We start from the raw sequence: 22,819 nt of genomic DNA, 5'->3' as shown, positions 1-22,819 counted from the left end.
AGCACCACATCATGACATTGGCAGGGGTCTGTTAGTCCCGAGCCAAACGTGTCACCAGCAATCAGCGCCAATTAGCTTGTATGCGGTGGTTATCTTCTCTATCTTCACGACCTTGGTATTGAAAGGAACGAAATCGAGTAACAACTATCGCGATAGAAACTTGGCAACGTAGACGCCGAAGGCACGTCCGCAGGCATAGTGGACCGTGGCCGGACGGCGTTATTGGGCGGTCACCGATCGACCGCCCCTGTGATATCGAATTTCAAATATCCGCATCCTTCCGCAAAATTTTCGACCAGAGCTGCGGAAAGCTGGCGCATTCTCGATCCTTTCGGATAACTGACACGTGAGCTATCTATCCACCCATTTTCGCGTCGTCGGCGCGCTTCTCGTGCGGGAGATGTCGACGCGGTTCGGATCCAAGCCCGGCGGCTATATCTGGGCGCTGCTCGATCCGGCTGCCCACATTTTCCTGATGACGTTAGTCTTCGGGGCGATCGCCCGCACGCCGGCGTTGGGCCCAAGCTTTGCACTGTTTTTCGCTACCGGTTACATCGCCTTCCAGTTCTATCAGGCGATGACCTCCTATCTGAACAGCGCCGTCAGGGCCAACAGGGCACTGCTCAGCTATCCCAACGTTGCGCCCATCGATACGATCGTCGCGCGCTTCATCCTGCAGGTCTGCACGACGTCGCTCGTCGCTGTCGTCGTGCTCGGAACCATCATCGCGACAATGCGCGTCGAGACCAGCCTCCATTGGCCGTCGATCCTGGAGGCCGTCTCAATGGCCTGCGTTTTCGGCCTCGGCGTGGCGATGATCAACAGTGTGCTATTCCTGAAATATCCGCTTTACGAGCAGGTCTTCAGCATCGTCAACCGTCCGCTCTTTATGATATCGGGTGTGTTCTTCCTGCCCGATGCGATTCCCGCTCCCTACAACCATCTCGTCCTGCTCAATCCGCTGGTTCACATCATCATGGGCTTTCGCCAGGGGTTTTATCCGGAATATCGGGCGATCGGCCTCGACATGAACTACCTTTACGGAATCGCATTTCTGACATTGTTTGCCGGAATGCTCGTGTTCACTTTTTCATCAAAGACGCTGAGAAACGAATGATCCGGTTCGAGCAGGCTACGAAATATGCCCGCACCAAGGGTATCAAGAAGCCGATCATCGAGGAGGCTTCGCTCACCCTCAACCGCGGCAAGAGCGTCGGGCTGCTCGGCCGCAACGGCGCGGGCAAATCCACGCTTCTGAGGCTCATCGCCGGCGCGATCAAGCTCGACAACGGCCGAATCATCCGCCGCGGCAAGATCTCCTGGCCGCTCGGCTTCGCCGGCAGTTTCCAGGGATCCATGACCGGCGAGCAGAACGTCCGCTTCGTCGCCCGCATCTATGGCGTCGATACCGAGCAGTTGATCGGTTACGTCGAGGATTTCGCCGAGCTCGGCCCCTTCTTCAAAGCCCCGGTCGGCACCTATTCCTCCGGCATGAAGGCGCGGCTAGCCTTTGGCTTGAGTATGGGCGTCAACTTCGACTATTATCTCGTCGACGAAATTACCGCCGTTGGTGACTCAAATTTTAAGAAAAAGTGCCAAGCTGTCTTCGAGACCAAGCTTCAGGATTCCGACGTAGTGATGGTCTCGCACAGCACCAAAACGATCCGCGACTATTGCGACTGCGGCGTCGTGCTGGAAACAGGCAAGCTGATTTATTATGACGATGTCGAGGACGCGATCCGCGCACACGACAAGAACATGAGGGAAAATTAAATGGGGGTCAGTAAAGAGGCGGCAGTGAACAAGCCCGGTTCCGCGCAGACCGCCGACAAAGCGGAAACGACCGCCAAGGCCGCCGCAAAGAACAAGGGCATCGCCGTTCTAGAAGGGCTGCTTGGAAAAGAGAGCGCACCAGTCATCCCGCTGCAGGAGCGGCGCAACAAGATCGAGCCCGCCAAAGAGGCGGACTGGAAGCCCGGATGGCTGAAGAAGCTGCGCTGGCGCCACGCGGTCATCGGCGCCTCGTTCCTCGGACTGGTCGCAGTGCCGGCGACGCTCGCCTCGCTCTACATGGCCTTCATCGCCGCCGACCAATATCACAGCTCGAGTTCCTTTGCCGTCCGGAGCATCGAGGGCGGTGTTTCTTCCGATATCCTCGGCATGTTCACGCAGGCCTCCGGCGGCAGCACCGTCTCGGACAGCTATATCCTCATGGACTATATCCTCAGCGAGAGGATGGTCGAGGCTGCCGATCGCAAGTTCAAGCTTGAGGACGTCTATGCCACCCGCGGCCTCGATTATTTCTACGGCATCGGCTCCGATCTGCCGATTGAGGACAAGCTCGCCTACTGGCGAGATATGGTGACTGTGAATTTCGACCACGCCTCCGGCATCATGCAGGTGACTGTCAAGGCCTTCGATCCGAAGCAGTCGCAGGAGATCGCGCAGTTCATCGTCGATCAGAGCGACAATCTCGTGAACAGCCTTTCGCTCTCGGCACGCAACGACGTGCTGCGCGCCGCGCAGGACGAGGTGCTGGCGGGCGAGGCACGGCTTTCAAAAGCGCGCGCGGCGCTGCGCGACTACCGCGATAAGTCGCAGGAAATCAGCCCGGAAGAAGGGGCGAAGCTGGCGATCCAGCTCATCGGATCGCTGGAGCAGCAGCTGACGCAGTTGAATGCGGACCTTGCGACAGCCAAGAGCCAGATGGGCGAGAATACGCCGCGCACCCGGGTCTTGAAGACACGCATCGAGAGCCTGGAACAGCAGCTGGACGTCGAACGCCAACGACTCGGCACCGGCGAAAGGAACTTTAACTCAAGCGCCGACGCCAACTCGCCAGACGTCGCAGGGCGCATCGCACAGTTCGAGGAACTGGAGACGGAGCGCGAATTCGCCGAGCGCGCCTATACGGCGGCGTTAGGATCTCTCGAGAAAGCGCGTATCGAAGCGAACAATCGCCAGCGCTATCTCGCGCTCTTCATCGAACCGACGCTGTCGCAGCTAGCGCAATATCCGAGCCGGTTGATCAATGCGCTTCTTGTGACACTTGGGCTGCTCTTCGCCTGGGGGATTGGCGTGATGAGCTATTACAATATTCGGGACCGAGCTTAACTCTTCCCAGTCGGAGTTCCGTATACTTGCCTGCCGAGGCATTTGCGCCGTCTTTGTGCGGTGATCTCCTATCCTATGAGTCCACGGTCTTAAAGGCTAAGCACAAAAGAATGCGCGTATGTGATGTCAGTGTAGTTATTCCAACCTATAACCGAGCGTCACTTCTGCGCAGGGCATTGAACTCGGTCGTCCAACAAACAGCGCGCCCCACCGAAGTAATAGTCGTCGACGACTGTTCGGAAGAAAGCATTCTCCAAGACGTGAAATGCATTGTCTCGGATTTTCCCACAGATCTCAACATTAAGCTCATTCTTAACGATAAAAACCTCGGGGCAAACCATGCAAGAAACAAGGGCATCTTCGCTGCGGGTGGTCGTTACATCGCGTTTCTGGACAGTGATGATCTATGGCTTCCAGAAAAACTAAAACAACAGCTCGATGCGATTGAAAAGGCCAAGGCTGCGAACGAAAAACCCGTGCTGTCTGCCACAGGCCGTTATCGCGTTGATGATCGTGGGGAAATCATTGCGAGACAATTCGGCGGGAATGTCCTGAATGATCAAAAGATCAGAAAATCAAACTTTATCGGAACTCTGAGCTCAGTCGTCGTTGAGGCTGGAATTGCTCGCCAGGTTCGCGGCTTTAATGAGACACTCCCAGCATCTCAGGACTGGGACTTTTTCATTAGATTGTCTGACCATGTACAATATGTGGCGATCGCTGAACCGCTTTGCGTTTATGTCGATCATAGTCACGATCGAATAACGCTGAACTACCGGAAGAAACTTTTAGGTCACATCGCCATGTACCGAAATCACATCCGACGCGCCGCAAAAACCGACGAGACAATTAAAGCCGAGTTCCTACAAAACATCACGGAAGACTACCAGGAACTCGGGAACAGATCCAAAGCAGCGTCGTTCTTCGCCAGCTCGATTGCCTTGAAAAGGTGTCCCGCCGGCCCATTTCGAGCGGCAGCCGAGTGCGTACTGCGCGGATATTTCCGCATTTTTCCTCCGCCTTCTCTGCGGCAGAGACGCTATTCTCGCTATCGTTGTGCAATGGATCGGCTGCTGCAGGACGAGAGTATTAGGGCTCAGGTCAGCGAACACCGCGACCTCATTCAGAAGCTCATGGCCTGAGCTGCAGCCCGATCGACCTCATGCCGATTCACACCCCTGGAGATTAGTGTTTTTGCCTTGACCGCTCTGTGGGCTCCATTAAACATGCGCCGCACCGTTATCATTGAGGAAAGATTGAGTGAAGGAATTCAAGAACGCGAAACACATCGCACTCGTGATCCGCCAGCTCGGAGGAAGAAGCGGCGGCGCTGAGCGAATTTACTGCGAACTCGCTAACGTCCTCATCGAGAGTGGCTATCGCGTAACATGTCTACACTTTGACACCAAAGATACGCCACCCTTTTACCCGATCAGTCCGAAGGCGGAGTTGATCAACCTTTATGGAAAAACAAATACCAAAAAGCAGCGGAGGGCAATGCTGACGCAGCGCCTCCCCTTCGTCTCTACCGACGCAAAAAACCGGGCGCTGTGGGATCAGAAAAACGATTTTTTCCTGTCACAGCTGCGGGAATATTTTCTGTTTGCCAAGCCCGTACTAGCGATCAGCCTCATGCCACCGGCAAATACCGTTACGCTCCTAGCTGCGGCGGGAACCTCCGTGAAGGTGGTCGCGACGAATCATAACGTGCCCAAAGAGGACTACGAATCTCCGCATCGCTGGGATCCGAATCCGGTCGACCGTAAGCTTCGCAGGGACGTGCTCGATTATGCTGCCGCCATACATGTCTTGTTTCCTAGCTTCGGGGACTGGTTTCCAGCGCATCTGAAGGAACGAGTCGTTGCCATACCCAACTACGTCTCACCGGAATTCGCGCGGCGGCCAAAAGCAGTACGCGATAAACTGATCCTGGCAGTCGGACGCTTGGCGGAGGTGAAGAACTATACGCAACTCCTGCGGTCGTGGGCGACTCTCGCCAATGATTTCCCAGACTGGAAAGTCATCGTCTATGGGACGGGCCCCCAACAACGTGAGTTGAAGGAAGAAATCGTGAAACTGGGGCTAACGAAGAGCTTCGAGCTCGGTGGACACCGCAGTGATTTGGGGCGCGAATATGATAGAGCCGCAATATTCTGCCACCCCGCCCATTTCGAAGGCTTTGGCCTGTCGCCAGCAGAAGCCCTTCACATGAGCGTCCCCGTGGTGTCCTACGCGGATTGCCCAGGTGTTAACCAGTTCGTCAAGGACGGATACAACGGGTTAGCGGTCGAGCGTAACGGAGGCGACGACGGCCTGGCCAAGGCGCTACGCCGGCTGATGGAAGACCAAACCTTGAGGGAGTCACTCAGCAGAAATGCGCCCGAAAGCGTAAGTGAATTCACGTTGGATCGGTATCGCGCCAACTGGGTGAACCTTATCGAGACGCTCACAGAAAGGGCGAACTGATGGCTACGCTGGACATATTGATCCCACACTACAACGATCCCGAAGCACTCGCCCTGAGTCTGCGATCAATTGCGCGACAGTCTTGGCCGGGAGAGAAACGCATCGTGATTGCGGACGATGGGTCACGTCCGGATCTCCGAAAAGCAGTGGAAGCAATCGCCGAGCATTCTGAGATGAGGATTGACCCGATCTTCAACCAAGTTAATCGGGGCCGACCCTATACGCGAAATGTGCTGTTGGATTCGATCGAAAGTCCATACGTTGCTTGGCTTGACGCGGGTGACGAGTGGTATCCGGACAAGCTGGATCGCCAGTTCGACCATGTTACCCTAGTCGAGTCTGCTCACATGAACAGGCCGTTTTGGGTGACCTGCAACTATGATTGGGCCTGGGCAGGACGAAAGAAGAAGAAAAATACTCAAAGAACCGACCAGGACCAGATGAAGGGCCTGCTTATCGGGTCGACTTTACGAGCTTACCTCTGGACTCTGCTGGGTCCCGCACAATCATTCAAGGATGTAGGCTGGTTCGATGAGCGCCTGCCCCGATTGCAGGACCTTGACTATTTCGTCCGATTTTTGACGCATGGAGGCGTGATAAAGAACGTCCGACACGACGGCGCTCTCTGCGTCTACCACAAGTCGGACATTGGCCGGAATGCCGACGAGATACGGGCCTGCAACGCTCATATCTTCGACAAACATCGAGTTCTTTTCAACCGCTATGGTGAAAGCTTTAGGGCCATGCGGCTTTACAATATGGAGATGCTGTCCGCTCGTTTTGCCCAGAACAATAAGAGCGCAAAACTCACGCGTCAGTACATGTGGAGGGCTCTAAAGGCAAGACCAAAAGCATTTCTCGCTCACACTCTGAAGAATGGATTGAAAGCTTAATGTCCCAGGATTTTGACTCCGGAGCGTATTGGGAGCATCGCTATCAAAAACGAAGGGACTCCGGAGATGGATCTTACGGTCGGCTGGCAGTATACAAAGCTGACTTCATCAATGATTTTGTTGCAGCTCACCAAATTTTTTCCGTAATTGAATTTGGGTGCGGCGACGGGGCGCAACTCGATCTAGCGCGCTATCCTCAGTATATTGGTCTAGACATCGCCCCCGCCGCAGTAGAAGCATGTCAACGATCGTTCGCTGAGGACTATACGAAGTGTTTTATCTGCTACGACCTTCTCAATGGACTTCCACCACAGGAACTAGCTTTGTCACTCGATGTTATCTTCCATTTGGTGGAAGATAACATATTCGAGAAATACATCCGAGATCTATTCGCCTGGGCGACGCGTTACGTGATTATCTATAGCAGCAATGAGGATGACCCATCGCCTGCTCCGCATGTGCGCCATCGGAAATTTACTCGCTGGATAGAGCAAAATGTCGCCGGATGGAGGCTTATTGAACGAGAAGTCAATCACTACCCACATGACATGATGCGTCCACAGGACACTAGCTTCGCTGACTTTTACATATACGAAAAGGAGCATCGCATGTAGTTGCGTTACTACACAGCGGCTCTACGAATGGAGTGTAAATGACGGATACAATCCGAGACGTTTTGAAGAACAAAATTCCAACAGATACCGCCGCTCAGGTGGATGTGTTTAGGATGATCGAGCTAAATAAGCCACAATTTCAGGGGCACGAGAGTCTCCTTGATCTCGGTGCAGGGACGGGGGAGTCTTACGAGAGACTTAGGCAGCAGATGCCAGGAATACACTATGTTGGTCTGGACATAGAAAGTTCCCCGGAGGTCGAAGTCCGCACGCGCAAAGACTTGGAATTTAAAACGTACGACGGGAGAACAATGCCTTTTCCCGATGGCCGCTTTGATGTGGTTTTTTGCAAGCAGGTTCTGGAACACGTTCGCTACCCCGACGATGTAATCGCTGAAGTTGCGCGCGTTCTTAAGAAGGGCGGTATTTTCGTTGGTTCGGTATCTCAGCTGGAGCCATACCATAGCCACAGCATTTTTAACTGGACTGCTTACGGATTAGTGCAGGTTCTTGGATCTCACGGATTATCTGTCACGCAGCTTCGGCCCGGCATTGACGGGATTACTTTGACGATGCGGCGTATCATCAGCAGAGAGAAATTCAGTGAGTTTTTCAGCTTTGAAAGTATTTTTAACCATTTCATTGATGGAAACCTTAGGAGGGCGACGGCTTGGGAGCGTAACTTTACCAAACTGCTTATCGCGGGGCATATCGCATGGATCGCGATCAAGGAGTAAGCAACTGATCGCTGGCTGCGCACACTGGCCGTCATACCGATCCAGATTGGCATGCCTCGGGCCCTAGAACTCTCTGTAACCGTCACGGACCCTGTAAATGGCAATCGCTGACTTGATACAAGAACTACAGAACCTCAAACATGCTAGCCGCGAAGTCGACGTGAAAATCGGTCTCCTTGTGGGTTGGCAAAGGAGGGTCGAATACACACAAGAAAACGGTGAAGCGTCGCGAAACGTCATTTGGTTTTTGCACGGCGAGAAAACTGCACGCCTTCCCCGTTTCACCGAGACCATCGACTCTGCTCTGCAACTGGTGGACCTCGTCGCGCCTCGGTCTACGGGAGGAGTGAGTTGGTCTGACGAGACGGACGGCCACTGCGGTACCGCCGTCATAAACGGAGGTCCTTATTGCCGTGCAGCAACTCCCGCTTTGGCGCTTTGCATCGCAGCGCTTAAGATAAGAGAAGCAGAGGAAGAGGACTGATTCTCATCCCTATGATGCTCGCTTTATGAACAAAAAAGCCGTATGCCCATTGTAGGTAGTTAAAGAGCTTGGAGGAACGGCGGCAGCCGCAAGTTCCCCGTCAGAAATTTTCTCCTTGAGATTAATTCGCTCAAAATCCTTAAACAATCGAAGGCATCTATCTTCGAAGTCTTCCTTTCCAAAAACGCGTAGATGATCGAATTGCAGGAACATAGCCTCTCGCTGTTCACGCGGCATGGACGGGTTCATATCCTCCCGATACCAGCCGCGTTCAATCGGCACTTGAAATAGGTGGAAACCACCTATCACTAAGGCTTCGTTCATTTCACAAATAACTCGCTCAACTGAACCGGGAATGTGTTCGAGAACGTGCGAATGGACCAATCCGTTGAGACCGTTGCGCGGCAAATACTCTAGGGGTCTGCTTAGGTCGACTTTCGTGACAGGAACCTTCGACCACGAATATTCCTCAGGTACATAATCGGCGGGGAAATAATTCTCTCCGTAGGTTTCGATGAGAATATCCGCAATAGCCTCTTCAGGAGCAAAATGAAAAACCGGCTTCCCATTTTTGGCCGGAGCAAATCGACGGATGACGAGGGCCATTAGACGGGCACGTTCCTTGGAACCACATCCCGCGCATCTCGCATTCAATCTGCCCCGGTAGGCGGCAAATGTTGTTCCACTACAAATCGGACACGTCGGCATTTCCGGCTCCCTCGCAATTCGAAGGCATCCTGCATATGGATGCTATATCGTCAAGGCTACATTCGTTTTCTCCAGTGACGATACAAACATCAGCCGAGTGGTGAGTTGTACCGAGGCAACGCGAACCCCAGTCCGTAAAAATGTTAAACGCCCGAAGGTCCGAACAATGCTGATCTCGGCTTTTTTTCAATATTCAGTCGACTGAAGTCGCGTGTCCCGCTGGCGCATATCGCTCAACCGCCGTATGACGCGCTCCAAGTCACTGGGCTCTCCGGTTTCCGGGTCGAAATACCGCGAATGCAGCAGATAAGCAGCGGCGAAGATCTCAACGGGCGAGAGCTGTCTCGTTCGGCGCGGGCTCACTTGCCGGTCGTCGGTCGCGCCCCAGCCCGCATAGAAGGGAAGGCCGATGCAGGTTACGGGTATACCGCGCAGCAATGCTTCAAAACCCATGAGCGACGTGATCGTATAGACGTGGTCGGCTCCGTCGAGCGCGTCGGCGGGCGTCACGTCCTCGTTTAGAATGGTGCAGAGATGCGCCACCTCAGCGGGATCGGATACGCCCGCACGCGTGCCATGCAGAACCTCCGGATGAGGCTTGTAAACGATCTGGGCGTCCGGATTTTCCGATGCCGCAAGTATTACGAGATCGTTGTTGCTAAACGGCCGGTCACAGCCGAAGGCGATTGCGGCGTCCGTCTCGACTTGGCCGATGACGAGGACTCGCCTCTTGGTCTTCGGCCCGAGCATGGTGTCGATGCCAACGCGCTTGCCGAGATTATATTTGCTCACGCGCAGATCGAGCAGCATGCGGATGCATTGGTCGGCACGTACCATCAAAGCCGCGTCCGCAGCAAAATCGTAGGACTGCAGGGTGCTCTCGAGATCTGATGGGTTTTGCGCGTCATAGTGCATCGTCCTTTTGTCTATGATCAGCGAGGCCGGGGCCGCCCTCATCGCACCCAGCGACACCGAACGAACGAACCCGTCTTCTACATGGTAGAAAGGAATGCCGAAGAACCGGCAGAATTTCTTCAGAAATGGCGGATGCTTGAAGCCCCAGACGAATACATCCTGTCTTGGCGATAGAAGCAGCCGAAATGGCCAGCCCCGGAGCAACATCAACTCCGTTTTACGAGTTATGACTTTGCACTTCCGGTCGGGGAACCACCGGGGAATATAGTCCTTCCACGGCTCGAAACCGAAGAAAGCGGCTTGACGTGCCATGAGCCTCTCCATTTGCGCGGAATATATGGCCGATCGGGCGCCAAGTGACAACGCCAAATCAAGGTTCAGCCGGTTGTCGTTAGAGCTTGAATCGCTATAAGGAGATGCAGAGGATCTATTTCCGACTGGGCGCTGACGGACGCGACCCGGAAACAATCAAACGGCAGCGGTTTGAACCGGCGCCAGAATTTGCAAGGCTTTGCTGCGACGGTAGCGCGGTGACATGGATGTTCTTCTTATCTGCCAAAATTACGCCGGCCGCGCGCAAGCCTCCCCTGTTCCTCTTCGGGTTCAGTCGCTGGAAAAACTTCATGCACGACTGGTTCCCGGACGCCGATGTGATTTTCTCAAGGCGAAATCTCCTGCCGTTGGAGTTTGATCTTGTCTGGCAGCGGCGACTTCTGCAGAAGCCCGGCGCGCATGTTCTAGCGTGGCAATACAGGGGGCCGCCGAAACTTAAGGAATTTTGTCTCCGTCATGAGATCCCCTTTCACTACGTGGAGGACGGGTTCCTTCGCTCCGTGGCGCTCGGCGCCTTACGAGTGCCTCCGCTTTCCTTGGCGTTCGACGCGCAGGACATGTACTTCAACTCCAAGGGTCCCACCGATCTCGAAGACATTCTGCAAAACTATGATTTCGAGAGCGACTACGCGCTGATGAAACGGGCAAGGGCCACCCGGGAATGGCTGCTCGCGAGCCGGCTCAGCAAATACAATTCCGGGCATTCGGTCGACATCGCCTCCATCTATGGCGAGAAAAGGGGAAAGCGCATATTGGTGATCGGGCAGGTCGAGCGCGATGCATCGATTGCCTACGGCTGCGCACAGAAGGTCACGAACAACGATCTGGTCAGGCTTGCGAGACACGAGAACCCTGATGCGCAGGTCATCTACAAGCCGCACCCGGAAGTGCTCAAGAGGACGGCCCTGGCAAAGTCAAATCCGAAGCTTGTCCGCGACATTGCGATGATCCTGGATCGGGATATCAGCCTCGCCGATGCCTTCGAAACGGTCGATCACGTCTATACCATCACCTCGCTTTCGGGCTTCGAGGCGTTGCTGCGTGGCATCAAGGTCACGACGATCGGTTCCCCCTTTTATTCCGGATGGGGGCTGACGGACGACCGGCAACCCAATCCGCGTCGCAACCGGAAGCTTACGATCGATCAGGTCTTTGCGGCTGCCTATATTCTTTATCCGAAATATCTCCACCCGATCACCAAGACGCCGATCGAGATCGAGGAGGCGTTGGAGGTGCTCGCCAGGATGCGTTCGGAGCAGATGGCGGCGTAAGACTCCACTTTACTAGCGCCCTAAAGCCGATCCTCGCGGATCTCACGCATCGACGTCGTCAGCAGCAGCAGCCCAAGAACGAAGCAGACGAGCGCGAATTCGATCACGTAGCCCTTGTCCAGCCCGTCGGCACGGTATTCCGGGTACACGCTCTGGCGGAACCACATGATGATATGCACGAGCGGATTATAGAGGATGTAATCCCTGAACGGGTTCGGCAGGTTCTCCGGCAGGAAGAAGACGCCCGATACCATGAACAGCGGTCGGTTGATGATGCCGAAGATCTGCTCGTAAAGCGGGAAACGGGCGAACATGACGATGTTGATCGTGCCTACCCCGAGGCCTAGGACAGCAGCGGCACCGGCGGCCTCGATCATGCCCGCGGTGTTCATCGACGCGGTGGCGCCGCTCATCGCAAGGATCATCATCAGAATGAGAGCGGTGACCAGGGCATCGGTCATGAGCTGCAGGACGAAGCGCGAGATGATCGCATCGAAGGGCGAGACGACCGGATAGGAAAGAAGCGTCTTGTTCGCCTTCATCGTCCCCGCCATGAAGGACGACATGCGCTGGTAAAAGGTGAAGGGCAGATAGCCGCTTGCAAAGAATAGCGGAAAGCTCAAGCCCAGCGCCGGCATGCGGGCAAATGCCTGGAAGATCAGCGTCATCATCGCGACATGCGCCACCGGGTCGAAGATCGCCCAGAGATAGCCGCCGGGCTTGGAACCGTAGCGCGTCGACATCTCGCGAACGATCAAGGCGGCCGTCACTCTGATGTGCTGTTCAATAAGCTTCACGTCTTGCCCCGCGTGATTCCCCTACTGCATGTTTCCTTAAAATCGGAGCCGATTTAAGGGTAAAAACATGCAGCAATTCAAAGTGCTACAGCGATCTTTGTGCGTCTGAAAAGACGCACGGCGCTGTAGACGTGACGCGGGGCTATATCCAAATCACCCCACCCCGCGCCCGCGGCATATTCCACAATCCGCCCTTACTGGCAAAATTTTTGGCGGGGCCGCTTCGAATTTCACCAGTCAGAAGTCAGCCCATGCGCTCGGAGGCGTAGCTGCCGGGGCTCGGCGGGAAGACGACGACGCGGTTGCCGTTGATGAAGCAGCGCTGGTGGATATGGGCGTGCACGGCCTGCGCCAGCACCTGGCTTTCGACGTCGCGGCCGATCGACACATAGTCCTCGGCGCTCTGCGCATGGGTGATGCGGGCGATGTCCTGCTCGATGATCGGGCCCTCATCGAGATCGGCGGTGACGTAGTGCGCCGTTGCGCCGATCAGCTTGACGCCGCGCTCATAGGCCTGCTTGTACGGATTGGCGCCCTTGAAGCTCGGCAGGAAGGAATGGTGGATGTTGATGATCTTCCCCGACATCTTCTTGCAGAGCGGGTCGGACAGCACCTGCATGTAGCGGGCGAGCACGATCAGCTCGGCCTCGCTCTGCTCGACGATCTCCATCAGCCGCGCTTCGGCCTGCGGCTTGTTCTCCTTCGTCACCTTGATGTGGTGGAACGGGATGTCGTGGTTGACGACGACCTTCTGGTAGTCGAAATGGTTGGAGACGACGCCGACGATATCGATCGGCAGCGCACCGATCTTCCAGCGGTAGAGCAGGTCGTTGAGGCAATGGCCGAAGCGCGACACCATCAACAGCACCTTCATGCGCTCATTCGCATCACGCATCTCGGCTTCCATGGCGAATTTCTCGGCGATCGGCGCGAAGCCCTTTTCGAGCGCCTCGCGGCCGGCTCCCTCCTCGGAGATGAAGCTGATGCGCATGAAAAAGCGGCCTGTGCCGAGATCGTCGAACTGCGAGCTGTCGATGATGTTGCAGCCCTGTTCGGCGAGATAGCCGGAAATGGCGGCCACGATCCCGCGCGTCGATTTGCAGGTTACCGTTAAAACGTAAGTGTGCATGATTCGTCCTTATGTCACCTGTTGCAGCGCCGAGCCGCTATTATCACCTTGCGCGAAAAGCAGCCTGTTCCTGCATGTCGATTTGCTTCAGGAAATCCTCTAATTCCCCTGGCGCTATGCCGACCATATGCGCCTTTTCCGGATAGGCGCCGGAGCGGACGTCTTCGGCATATTCGCGGAAGGCTGCGATGCGCTCCTGCTGAAGCCGATCGAATTCGGCGGCAAAGTTGCGGTAGACCTTCGCATGACGCGGATAATGTCCGCGATTTTCACCAAGCACGTCGTCGGCGAAGAGGTATTGCCCATCGCATCCAGTGCCAGCGCCCATGGAGAGCATCAGGAGCGATGTGCGCTTCGAGATGGCGGTCGCCACCTCTCCGGGGACGACTTCGATTTCGGCGGCGAAGGCTCCGGCCTCTTCGAGTGCTTTCGTCTGGCGCCAGACCTCGAGCGCACTATCGGCCGTCTTGCCGACGGCTCGGAAGCCGCCGGTCCAGGTGGCCTTGGACGGGATCAGCCCGACATGTCCGCAGACGGGAATACCTTCGTCGCGCATTCGTCTGACGGTCGAGAGGCTTGCCGCACAATAGACGGCGTCACCGCCTGCCTTAAGTGCCTTGAAGGCCGCGCGGATATAATCGTCGGCGGTGCAGTAGTCGCCATATTCGAGCCCGGGAAAGGCAAAGCAGGTGGGTGCGGCTTCACGAAACTCAGGTCCGAGCAGCGCCGGCGGAACGGAGACGAGATCGATGGCGGCCTTCTCGGCGGCTTCCGCCTCCTCGAGCGTCACGACGCGCAGCATGGTCAGTTGCCTCTTGCCCTTCATCGATAACAGGTCGGCAACTGTCGGACGACGGTTTCTCATCGAAATCTCCAAGGAAAATGCGTAACGCAATGGGTCAAGTTCGCGCGTCCTGGCGGTGCTCAGGCCGCCAGGAGCTTCTTGAGCTTGGTCTCGGGAGAGGCAAGCGCTGCCGGGTCGGGCCGGGCGCCGGCTGCAATCAGGATTTCGGCAAGGCGGATGTCCCGGGCGACGGCATTGCCCGGGCCGATGCCGCTCGCCGCAATCAGCCGGCCGTCAGCGTCCAAGTGGAAGAGAATGAAGGCCCCCTCCTCCATGTCGCGCCTAACCGTTCTTGCCGCACCATCGGCAAGGCCTGCGATCTGCAGGGTGAGCTCATACTGATCCGACCAGAACCAGGGAACGCTTGAGACAGGCTCTGATCCTCCGATCAGATTAGTGGCGACCAATGTCCCCTGATCCTGAGCATTGCGCCAGGCTTCTAGCCGCACCCGGCGGCCGCCATAGTGCGTGAGCGGATAAGAACAGCAGTCGCCGGCGGCATAGATATCAGAATCGGACGTCCGCAGCGTCTCGTCGACAGCGATACCATTTTCGATCGCGAGCCCGGCCGCCTCGGCAAGATCGGCATTGGGGATAGCCCCTATGCCGACGACCACAATATCGGCGGAGATGCTGCCGCCATCGGCAAGCAGTATGAGCGCGCCGTTACCGTTGTCCTCAATTCCTGAAATCGTGGCGCCGCAGATGATTTCGACCCCCTCGCTCCGGTGCCTTTCAGCAATCACCGCCGCGATCTCTTCCGGTACGCCTCGGCTCAAGACCCTCGGCAGGCCCTCGAGGAGCGTGACCCCGGCACCCAGTTTGCGCGCGGTGGCGGCGAGCTCCAGACCAATGAAGCCGCCGCCGATAATCGCGATCCTCCTGCCCGGCTCAAGGGCCGCGCGGATCGCGAGCGCATCGGCATGGGTTCTCAGCATGCGAATATGCGGTGAGCCTTCCGGGACGCCTGGAAAGGCCCGCGGCCGTGCACCGGTTGCCAAGAGCAGCCGATCATATTCGATCGAACGGCCGTCGGAGAGCATCACTGCCTTGCCCCCGCGGTCGATCTTCTCGACGACAGCATCCGTCAGCACGGTTATGCCCGCCTCATCGTAGCGATCGGCGTCCGCCACGTACTTGGGAGGTGCGGCGCTCACAAGCCCATCTTTCGAAAGCGGCGGACGCTCGTAGGGAAGATGCGTTTCGGCGCCGATCAGCGTAATCTCGCCGTCAAAAGCCTTTTCCCGAAGGGCAAAGGCGGCTCTCGCGCCGCATTCGCCGGCGCCAACGATGACAATGTGCATCATGCTTTCCTCCCTTCCCGCGCTCGGACGTTGATCTTCAAGCGATCGCTATGAAGACACTACCGCCCTCGACCTTGACCGGATAGGTCCTGAGGTTGACGCAGACAGGCGCGCCCCTGGCCTGGCCGGTCTTGTAATTAAAGCGGCCATTATGCTTCGGACATTCGATGATATCGTCCATCACCAGGCCGTCGGCCAGATGAATGTGCTCGTGGGTGCAAAGCCCATCGGTCGCAAAATACTCGTCATCGGGGCTGCGATAGACGGCGAAGGTGCGTCCTTCATGGTCGAAGCGGATCACGTCTTCCTCGTCGATTTCGCCGGCCGCACAAACCTCGACCCAGTTCGAGCTCATGGTTTCCTCCATTCATGCGAGTTGTCTTGATTGCCAGGTGCGCGCTACCCGGCGCCTCACTCGGCCGCGATCCGGTCGTTGTGGAACTCTTCGCGATAGGGCCTCGCCGTCGGCGGCAATTCGCGCTTCAGGAAATAATCCTCGTTGCGCAGCTGTCTGAGGAAGGCCGGGATCATTTCACGATAACCGTGAAGCATCGACGGATTGGCTGCCGGCAGATCGTGCTTGATCATTTCATGCAGTTTCGGCAGCGCATGATAGGGCACCATCGGGAACATGTGATGTTCAACGTGGTAATTCATGTTCCAGTAGATGAAGCGGCTGACCGGATTCATATAGACGGTGCGGCTGTTCAGCCGGTGATCGGTGACGTTGTCGGCAAGACCGCCGTGCTGCAACAAACCGGTCAGCACGTGATGCCAGGCGCCATAGAGCCGGGGCAGTCCGATCAGCATCAAAGGCAGGATCGAGCTGAGATAGATCGAAAGGCCGATCGCACCGAGATAGATCGCCAGCCAGATGCGGGCAACGAGGATCGCCTTCGGCCGCTCCATTTCCGGGATGAAGGTCTTCTCGGCGGCGCTGATCACCCGGAAGGCGTTCCGAACCATGTCGATAACGGCATGCCAGACGTCGATGATCCCGAAGAAATTGAGGATGAGACGCAGGAGGTCGGGGGGCCGCATGACGGCGATTTCCGGGTCGCGACCAACAATGACCGTATCGGTGTGGTGACGGGTATGGCTCCAGCGCCAGGTCACCGGATTGCGCATGATCATGAAACAGGCGATCTGGTAGACGGCGTCGTTCATCCACATCGTCTTGAAGGCGGTGCCATGGCCGCATTCATGCCAGCGGCTGTCGGAAGCCGAACCGTATAGGACGCCATAGGCAAGAAAGAACGGGATCGCCCACCAGGTGCCCCAAAAATAGATGCCAAGCCCGCCAAAGAGAGCCAAGCTGGCGAGCCATATGAGAGTATCTCGGATAGCTGGGCCATCCTCGCGCTTCATCAGCTCTTTCATCTGCTTGCGCGGAATATCCGTGTGATACCACTCAGCGGCCGAAAGGCCGTTGGCGACGGCTGCCTCCGCATCGCGACCGAGCAGGCTGTAATCTCGTTTCGTGGGAACCGTCGTCATCCCTGTCTCCCGAAGCGCCCACTCCCGATCGGCGCCTCCATTCGATGAAAACGAGAATATGTTGACTTCTGCGAGTTCTCAATGCAGTCATGATATATTCTCTCAAATACCATCAGGTGGGCCACCTCATGAATGAGGGAATAATGTCAGGGAGGAGAGCGGCCATGAGCAGCAGGCCGACAATCGCGGACCTCGCTCGGGCGGCGGGTGTGAGTGTTGCAACGGTCGACCGTGTGTTGAACGGGCGCCATCCAGTGCGGGAAGAAACGGCGCGGCGGGTCTATGACGCGGCAAAGGCGATCGACTATCACGCGGTCGGTCTTCTTCGGCAGCGTGTATTTGAGGATCTTCCCCAATATCGGCTGGGCTTTCTTCTGCAAAAACCTCAGCAATCTTTCTATCAGTCGGTGGCAAAGGAAATCGAAAACGCAGCGCTGTCACTGCCGAACGTCCGCGCCGTCCCCCAGATTGATTTCCTCGCCAATTCAACGCCTTCAGGCATCACCGAGAAGCTCAAGTCGATGGCGGCGCGCAATCAAGCGATTGCCCTCGTTGCCCCCGACTATCCGGCCGTAGCGGCCGCCGTCGAGGAACTCAAGGAACGCGGCATACCCGTTTTTTCACTCCTTTCCGACTTTGCGGCCGGGGTACGTGAAGGCTATATCGGGCTGAACAACCAGAAGGTTGGAAGGACTGCCGCCTGGATGATCGCCAAGGCGGCAAAAAGGCCAGGAAAGGTCGCAGCCTTCGTCGGCAGTCACCGCTTTCATGGGCATGAACTGCGCGAGATCGGTTTTCGCTCTTATTTTCGTGAAAACGCGCCCGATTTCGAAGTCCTCGACACGATGGTCAACCTGGACACGCCCGAGATCACCCATGAAGCGACGCTCGACCTGTTGCAGCGGCATCCCGACCTCATCGGCTTCTATGTCTGCGGCGGCGGCATGGAGGGCGCGATTTCGGCAATCCGTGAGGAAAAGCTCGAAGGCAAGCTGCTGGTGGTCGTCAATGAACTGACACCGGAGTCACGCGCCGCACTTGCCGATGAGGGAGTGATGATGGCGGTCGCCACACCCGTTTCAGCGCTCGCACGAGAAACGATCAACCTGATGATCGGCTCGATCAATCGGGGGGCGGCCGGCGTTCCGGGACAGACTTTCCTGCCCTTCGACATTTATACTCCTGAGAATATCTGAGCCCGTCTCACCGGCCATTTCTGATGCATCCCCTCGGCCCCGCGATGACGTCGCCCGGCGTTCGCGAGCAAGTCCTTGTGGGAAATCATAAAAAACGCGACGACGCGGGAACCAGACGGCTGCTGCAACCGTTAATGCAGGTTGTATGATCCGGCGGCGGTTCGACTTCTGTTATATGGAACATCGATGGCCGCTTAAATGGTTTTGGGGGACCGACATGAATGCTCCACTGTCCGAAAGTTCGCCCAAAAAATCACATGACTTCTTTCAACGTCTTATCGACGGTATCGCCGAACCCGTGATTATCAAGGACGATACGTCGCGATTTGTTTTCATCAACAGGGCGGCGTGCGACCTCTTAGGCGTAGCTCGGGATGAGCTCATCGGACGGACAGACCATGACATATTGCCAAGGGAGGAAGCCGACAGGATCGTGGCCCTCGACAGGGTCGTACTTTCGACCGGTGAGGATCACCAGCTAGAAGAACAAATTACGGCACCAGACGGTCTCACTCGGACACTCCTGACGAAGAAACGCTGCGTGAAGGTCCCCGTCGGCGCGACGGAGGAGAAATTTCTAATAGCCGTAATCGCGGACATTACTCACCTTCGCGAGACCGAAGAAACGCTCAGAGCAAGTGAAGCGCACTACCGATCTCTCGTCGACCTTCACCCCCAAGTCCCTTGGACTGCAGACGCCTCGGGAGAGGTGTTGGAAGTCGGCCGGCGATGGACTGAGCTCACCGGCTTACCCAAAAGAGAAGCCCTTGGAACCGGATGGTCAAAGGCAGTCCATCCGCAAGACGCCACCGCGTTCCAGGAGCGATGGAGCCGATCGCTCTCCAGTGGCGAGCCCTTGGATCTTGAGTATAGGATTTTGACCACCAATGGGTCCTATCGCTGGTTCCGGGCGCGTGCGGCAGCGCGGCGGGGGCCGGATGGCAGGATCTTGCGATGGTACGGTGTTTTGGAAGATGTCGACGAGCGCCGACGCGCAACTGATGCCTTGCGTGAAAGTGAAGCACGTTTTCGAGCGATCGCCGACGACGCGCCGGTGATGATCTGGGTTGCAGACCCGAACGGCGACACAAGCTTCTTCAGCCGCCTTTGGCTGGACACCACCGGACAGACGGAGGAAGAGGCGCTGGGTTTCGGCTGGGTCGATGTCATCCACCCCGATGACCGAGAGAAGGTGACACAAGCCTTCTTTGAGGCACACACGAGCCAGGAGCCGGTGCGCAGCGAGTACCGATTGCGGCGTGCCGATGGAAGCTGGGCATGGATGCTCGATGTCGGCCAACCGCGGTTTTCCGCCGACGGAACGTTTCTCGGATATGTGGGCTCAGCCCTCGATATAACTGAGCGTCGAGCCGCTGAACTGGCCCAACAGGAATCACAGGCCTTCATCAGAAGCATTTTCGATAGCAGTCCCGACTGCGTGCGCGTTCTCGATATGGAAGGCCGCCCGCTTATTATGAACAAGGCCGGGCGGAGGATCTTCGGCCTGACCGATGACGCCGAGGTTGCAGCACAAACGTGGGATGCTATCGGCAAGCCTTCCGATGCGCATATAGTCGAAGCTGGCTGGGATAAGGTCAGAGAGGGCGAGACGGCTCGTTTCGAGATCACGGTTCGAAATGCCCAGGGCGAAGACCGATGCATGGATGTGATCGCAGCTCCGATCATCGGGCCTGACGGAAAGCCCGCTCGCATGCTGTCGATCTGGCGTGACATCACGCAGGCGAGGCGCGCCAGCGAAGAAATCGCTCAAGCACAAAAGCGGGCCGAAGCTGCCGCCCAGCAACTTTCCGCAGTTCTCGACAGCACAATGGATAGTGTCATGCTGCTCGATGCACGGTGGCGCATTCGCTATCTGAATGAGAATGCCAAGAAACTCCTGCAGATCGGGGATGAAGCGCTTGGAACTGTTCTTTGGAAATTATTCCCCCAGGAAAAAAAAGGAACCTTCGCGAGGCGATGCCGGGATGTCATGGATCGACGCGTCCGTGCAGCCTTCGAGGATTATTTGCCTTCTCTCGACATATGGCTCGAGGCAAACGCCTCGCCCACACAGGAAGGCATTTCCGTTTTCTTCCGAGACATAACCGATCGCCGGCGGGCGGAGGAGGATAGTCTCCTGGCACACAAACAGATGGCGCACATGGCTCGTCACGACATGCTGACCGGGCTTGCGAACCGTATGTTCTTCCGTGAATGCTTTGACAGGGCTTTGAGCAAGGGCGGCGCTTCTCAGCACATGGCGGTGCTCTGTCTCGATCTCGACGGCTTTAAAACCGTCAATGACACGTACGGGCATCCGACCGGCGACGCGCTGCTGCGTCTCGTATCGGCTCGGCTTATCCAGTCTGTTCGGATTATCGACACCGTCGCGCGGCTCGGTGGTGATGAGTTCGCGGTGATACAGCCGCTGGCGAGGGGCCGTGACGATGCTTTTTCCTTGGCACAGCGGATTATCGATACCCTCAGCGAGCCGTTCAATGTCGAGGGCGTCAACATTACGATCGGCGCCAGCGTCGGTCTTGCTTTTGCGCCTGAAGATGGGACTTCCGCAGACGAACTGATCAAGGCTGCGGATATCGCACTATACAGCGCGAAAGCTGGCGGGCGCGGGACCTATAGACGCTTCAATGCCGCAATGCATGCGCAGTTGCAAGCGCATCAGCAAATGAAGCTCACGATGCGTGACGCGCTCGCAAGGGGCCAATTCGAGCTCCATTATCAGCCGTTGGTGAGCCTGCAGACTCGACACGTGACAGGGTGCGAAGCTTTGTTGCGCTGGCGTCATCCCGAAAGAGGCATGATTGCACCCTCGGAGTTCATACCTATTGCCGAAGAGACCGGATTGATCGTGCCGATCGGTGCATGGGTCTTGCAGCAAGTCTGTCTCCAGGCCTCATCCTGGCCGGAGCACGTGAGCGTCGCTGTCAATCTGTCACCGGTTCAGTTCAAGCACCCGAAGCTCGTCAAGGCAGTCGCCGATGCAATCTCGGCTGCTCGTCTGAACCCTGCGCGGCTGCAGTTGGAGATCACAGAGTCGGTTCTGCTCGACGAAAGCGAGCACAATCTTGAGCTCCTTCAGCAATTACGGGAGCTTGGCGTCAAGATCGCCATGGACGATTTCGGCACCGGCTACTCGTCTCTCGGTTATCTCCGTAGTTTTCCCTTTGACAAGATCAAAGTCGATCGCACCTTCGTTCGGGATCTGCCGGAGGGGAAAGAGTCGCTCGCAATCGTCAGGGCCGTTGCGGGTCTTGGACAGAGCCTCGGCATGATGACAACCGTCGAGGGGGTCGAAACTGAGGATCAGCTGAAAACCGTGAACGCCGAAGGTTTCGACGAGGTACAGGGCTATATTTTCTCGCGCCCTTTGCCGGCGTCGGAAATTTCCAAACTGATCGCCGACGGCCCACTGAGAGGAGAAGATTAGATCATCCTATCGGTTTCCCGCTGGTTCGCCGCCACAGGCGGCAGCCTAACCCGTTGGGATTTAAGGGTACACGTTGCCGCACGTGTGTGGCACTATCTCATCACTACCGCGCATTGAGACTGAACGCGAGAATGCATGACGGGAACTCTTGCGAAGACGATCGTTAGTTGTAGGCCGGGCGCCAAGGTTGAAGGTCACGCATAGTGCCAGACGGCCGGCGAGGAGAGTGCAATGGATGCGTTACACGTCGCACTTATTGCCGATGACGATGAATTCTTCAGGATAGCGCTCAGTTTTATCTTGAAGACCAAGCTTGGTTTTACGGATGTGATCGAAGCGAGGTCACTCGATGAAGCCATTGAGCGCCTTTCCGAGCGCGACGACATTTCGCTCGCATTGTTCGACCTCGCGATGCCTGGCATGGAGAGTGCCGCCAGTCTTGCCGCCGTTCGCGACGTCCACCCCGATCTGAAAGTTGCCGTCGTCTCGGCGTCATCACGCCGTTCGGACATCTTGTCTGCCTTGTCTGCGGGCATAAACGGCTATGTGCCGAAAGGGCTCGGCGCAAACGATCTTGCCGAAGCGATCCGCGCCATTTTGAGCGGCGCGATCTATGTACCGCCCTCGTTGGCTGGCCGCACCGCCCCTTCGCAGGAGATGGAGTCGGCTCCGGCCACGAAAGGGCGCCCCGAAGAGCTTGTCCATCGGGCTGTCGAATTCCTCACCCCTAGGCAACGCGAAGTCCTATTGCTTCTCGTCCAGGGCTTCTCGAACAAGGAAATTGCCCGCAAGCTTCGCCTCGGCGAGGGAACCGTAAAGATCCATATGGCGGCGCTCTTCCGCAGCCTTCGGGTGAGAAACCGCCAGGAGGCTGCCGCGGCCGGCGCTCGTCTGTTGCCCATGGCCGAAAGAGGCTCGCGCTAGTCCGGTCGGCTAGGCCGCTTTCTAAGCCATCCGGCCGAATAGCCCGAATCGTTGCGAGGACGTAGTTACGATAGTTGAGCGAAATGGATGTGGAACGAGAATGCGCCAAACCCTTGCAAACGTCAGACCCTGCCGGGCAGTTGCC

At 56.8% G+C, this 22,819-nt stretch carries 21 protein-coding genes; 13 read left to right on the top strand and 8 right to left on the bottom strand.

Going from position 1 to position 22,819, the window contains the following annotated elements; translation table 11 throughout:
- The first annotated feature begins 346 nt into the window (after positions 1–346).
- The 9 genes from PYH37_RS02140 to PYH37_RS02100 all read left to right on the top strand — a co-directional run bounded on the left by PYH37_RS02140 (position 347) and on the right by PYH37_RS02100 (position 8,308).
- Positions 347–1,117 carry an ABC transporter permease gene (locus PYH37_RS02140; RefSeq protein WP_280731823.1) on the top strand — a complete coding sequence of 257 codons (771 nt, stop codon included), beginning with the start codon at positions 347–349 and terminating at the stop codon, positions 1,115–1,117.
- On the top strand, positions 1,114–1,773 hold the full coding sequence (locus tag PYH37_RS02135; protein ID WP_280731822.1) for an ABC transporter ATP-binding protein: 660 nt from the start codon (positions 1,114–1,116) through the stop codon (positions 1,771–1,773). Before PYH37_RS02140 ends, PYH37_RS02135 begins: the two co-directional genes overlap by 4 nt.
- Positions 1,774–3,114 carry a KpsE/RkpR family capsule polysaccharide export protein gene (locus PYH37_RS02130; protein WP_280731821.1) on the top strand — a complete coding sequence of 447 codons (1,341 nt, stop codon included), beginning with the start codon at positions 1,774–1,776 and terminating at the stop codon, positions 3,112–3,114.
- Positions 3,115–3,140: 26 nt separating this feature from the next.
- Complete coding sequence (locus PYH37_RS02125) at positions 3,141–4,256, top strand: glycosyltransferase family 2 protein (RefSeq protein ID WP_280731820.1); 1,116 nt, start codon at positions 3,141–3,143, stop codon at positions 4,254–4,256.
- Positions 4,257–4,374: 118 nt separating this feature from the next.
- Complete coding sequence (locus PYH37_RS02120) at positions 4,375–5,580, top strand: glycosyltransferase (protein WP_280731819.1); 1,206 nt, start codon at positions 4,375–4,377, stop codon at positions 5,578–5,580.
- A complete protein-coding gene (locus PYH37_RS02115) occupies positions 5,580–6,473 on the top strand; it encodes a glycosyltransferase family 2 protein (RefSeq protein ID WP_280731818.1) in 894 nt (297 codons plus the stop codon). The genes PYH37_RS02120 and PYH37_RS02115 overlap by 1 nt, the downstream gene beginning before the upstream one ends.
- On the top strand, positions 6,473–7,087 hold the full coding sequence (locus tag PYH37_RS02110; RefSeq protein WP_280731817.1) for a class I SAM-dependent methyltransferase: 615 nt from the start codon (positions 6,473–6,475) through the stop codon (positions 7,085–7,087). Before PYH37_RS02115 ends, PYH37_RS02110 begins: the two co-directional genes overlap by 1 nt.
- Positions 7,088–7,125: 38 nt before the next feature.
- Positions 7,126–7,824 (top strand): class I SAM-dependent methyltransferase, encoded by a 699-nt coding sequence (locus tag PYH37_RS02105; protein WP_280731816.1) that lies wholly within the window; start codon positions 7,126–7,128, stop codon positions 7,822–7,824.
- Positions 7,825–7,921: 97 nt separating this feature from the next.
- The gene (locus tag PYH37_RS02100; protein ID WP_280731815.1) at positions 7,922–8,308 is read left to right on the top strand and encodes a hypothetical protein; all 387 of its coding nucleotides are present in this window, start codon (positions 7,922–7,924) and stop codon (positions 8,306–8,308) included.
- Positions 8,309–8,317: 9 nt separating this feature from the next.
- On the opposite strand, the gene PYH37_RS02095 is transcribed toward PYH37_RS02100, so the two are convergent.
- Both PYH37_RS02095 and PYH37_RS02090 read right to left on the bottom strand, forming a co-directional pair.
- Complete coding sequence (locus PYH37_RS02095) at positions 8,318–8,914, bottom strand: hypothetical protein (protein ID WP_280731814.1); 597 nt, start codon at positions 8,912–8,914, stop codon at positions 8,318–8,320.
- A 288-nt stretch (positions 8,915–9,202) separates the two neighbouring features.
- Entirely contained in the window at positions 9,203–10,243 is a 1,041-nt protein-coding gene (locus tag PYH37_RS02090; RefSeq protein WP_280731813.1) for a capsular polysaccharide export protein, LipB/KpsS family, read from the bottom strand.
- A gap of 311 nt (positions 10,244–10,554) precedes the next feature.
- On the opposite strand from PYH37_RS02090, the gene PYH37_RS02085 reads away from it, so the two are divergent.
- Entirely contained in the window at positions 10,555–11,535 is a 981-nt protein-coding gene (locus tag PYH37_RS02085) for a capsular polysaccharide export protein, LipB/KpsS family (RefSeq protein ID WP_280731812.1), read from the top strand.
- Between the two features lie 20 nt (positions 11,536–11,555).
- Here the strand turns inward: PYH37_RS02085 and PYH37_RS02080 are convergent, their stop codons facing one another.
- From PYH37_RS02080 to PYH37_RS02055, 6 genes are all read right to left on the bottom strand, one after another.
- Positions 11,556–12,332: an ABC transporter permease gene (locus PYH37_RS02080; protein WP_280731811.1), complete on the bottom strand. Its 777-nt coding sequence runs from the start codon at positions 12,330–12,332 to the stop codon at positions 11,556–11,558.
- A 244-nt stretch (positions 12,333–12,576) separates the two neighbouring features.
- Positions 12,577–13,461 (bottom strand): formyltetrahydrofolate deformylase, encoded by an 885-nt coding sequence (gene purU / locus PYH37_RS02075; protein WP_280731810.1) that lies wholly within the window; start codon positions 13,459–13,461, stop codon positions 12,577–12,579.
- 43 nt (positions 13,462–13,504) lie between these two features.
- Positions 13,505–14,326, bottom strand: a complete 822-nt coding sequence (locus PYH37_RS02070) for a 3-methyl-2-oxobutanoate hydroxymethyltransferase (RefSeq protein WP_280731809.1) — start codon at positions 14,324–14,326, stop codon at positions 13,505–13,507.
- A 59-nt stretch (positions 14,327–14,385) separates the two neighbouring features.
- Positions 14,386–15,612, bottom strand: a complete 1,227-nt coding sequence (locus PYH37_RS02065) for an NAD(P)/FAD-dependent oxidoreductase (protein WP_280731808.1) — start codon at positions 15,610–15,612, stop codon at positions 14,386–14,388.
- Between the two features lie 34 nt (positions 15,613–15,646).
- The gene (locus PYH37_RS02060; protein WP_280731807.1) at positions 15,647–15,964 is read right to left on the bottom strand and encodes a MocE family 2Fe-2S type ferredoxin; all 318 of its coding nucleotides are present in this window, start codon (positions 15,962–15,964) and stop codon (positions 15,647–15,649) included.
- Between the two features lie 56 nt (positions 15,965–16,020).
- A complete protein-coding gene (locus tag PYH37_RS02055; protein ID WP_280731806.1) occupies positions 16,021–17,106 on the bottom strand; it encodes a fatty acid desaturase family protein in 1,086 nt (361 codons plus the stop codon).
- A gap of 164 nt (positions 17,107–17,270) precedes the next feature.
- On the opposite strand from PYH37_RS02055, the gene PYH37_RS02050 reads away from it, so the two are divergent.
- From PYH37_RS02050 to PYH37_RS02040, 3 genes are all read left to right on the top strand, one after another.
- Positions 17,271–18,302 (top strand): LacI family DNA-binding transcriptional regulator, encoded by a 1,032-nt coding sequence (locus tag PYH37_RS02050; protein ID WP_280731805.1) that lies wholly within the window; start codon positions 17,271–17,273, stop codon positions 18,300–18,302.
- 217 nt (positions 18,303–18,519) lie between these two features.
- Entirely contained in the window at positions 18,520–21,750 is a 3,231-nt protein-coding gene (locus tag PYH37_RS02045; RefSeq protein ID WP_280731804.1) for a bifunctional diguanylate cyclase/phosphodiesterase, read from the top strand.
- 231 nt (positions 21,751–21,981) lie between these two features.
- Positions 21,982–22,674: a response regulator gene (locus tag PYH37_RS02040; protein WP_280731803.1), complete on the top strand. Its 693-nt coding sequence runs from the start codon at positions 21,982–21,984 to the stop codon at positions 22,672–22,674.
- Positions 22,675–22,819 lie beyond the last annotated feature (145 nt).

The sequence above is a fragment of the Sinorhizobium numidicum genome (assembly GCF_029892045.1).
Lineage (GTDB): Bacteria > Pseudomonadota > Alphaproteobacteria > Rhizobiales > Rhizobiaceae > Sinorhizobium > Sinorhizobium numidicum.
This window is presented reverse-complemented; position numbering and strand designations above follow the sequence as displayed.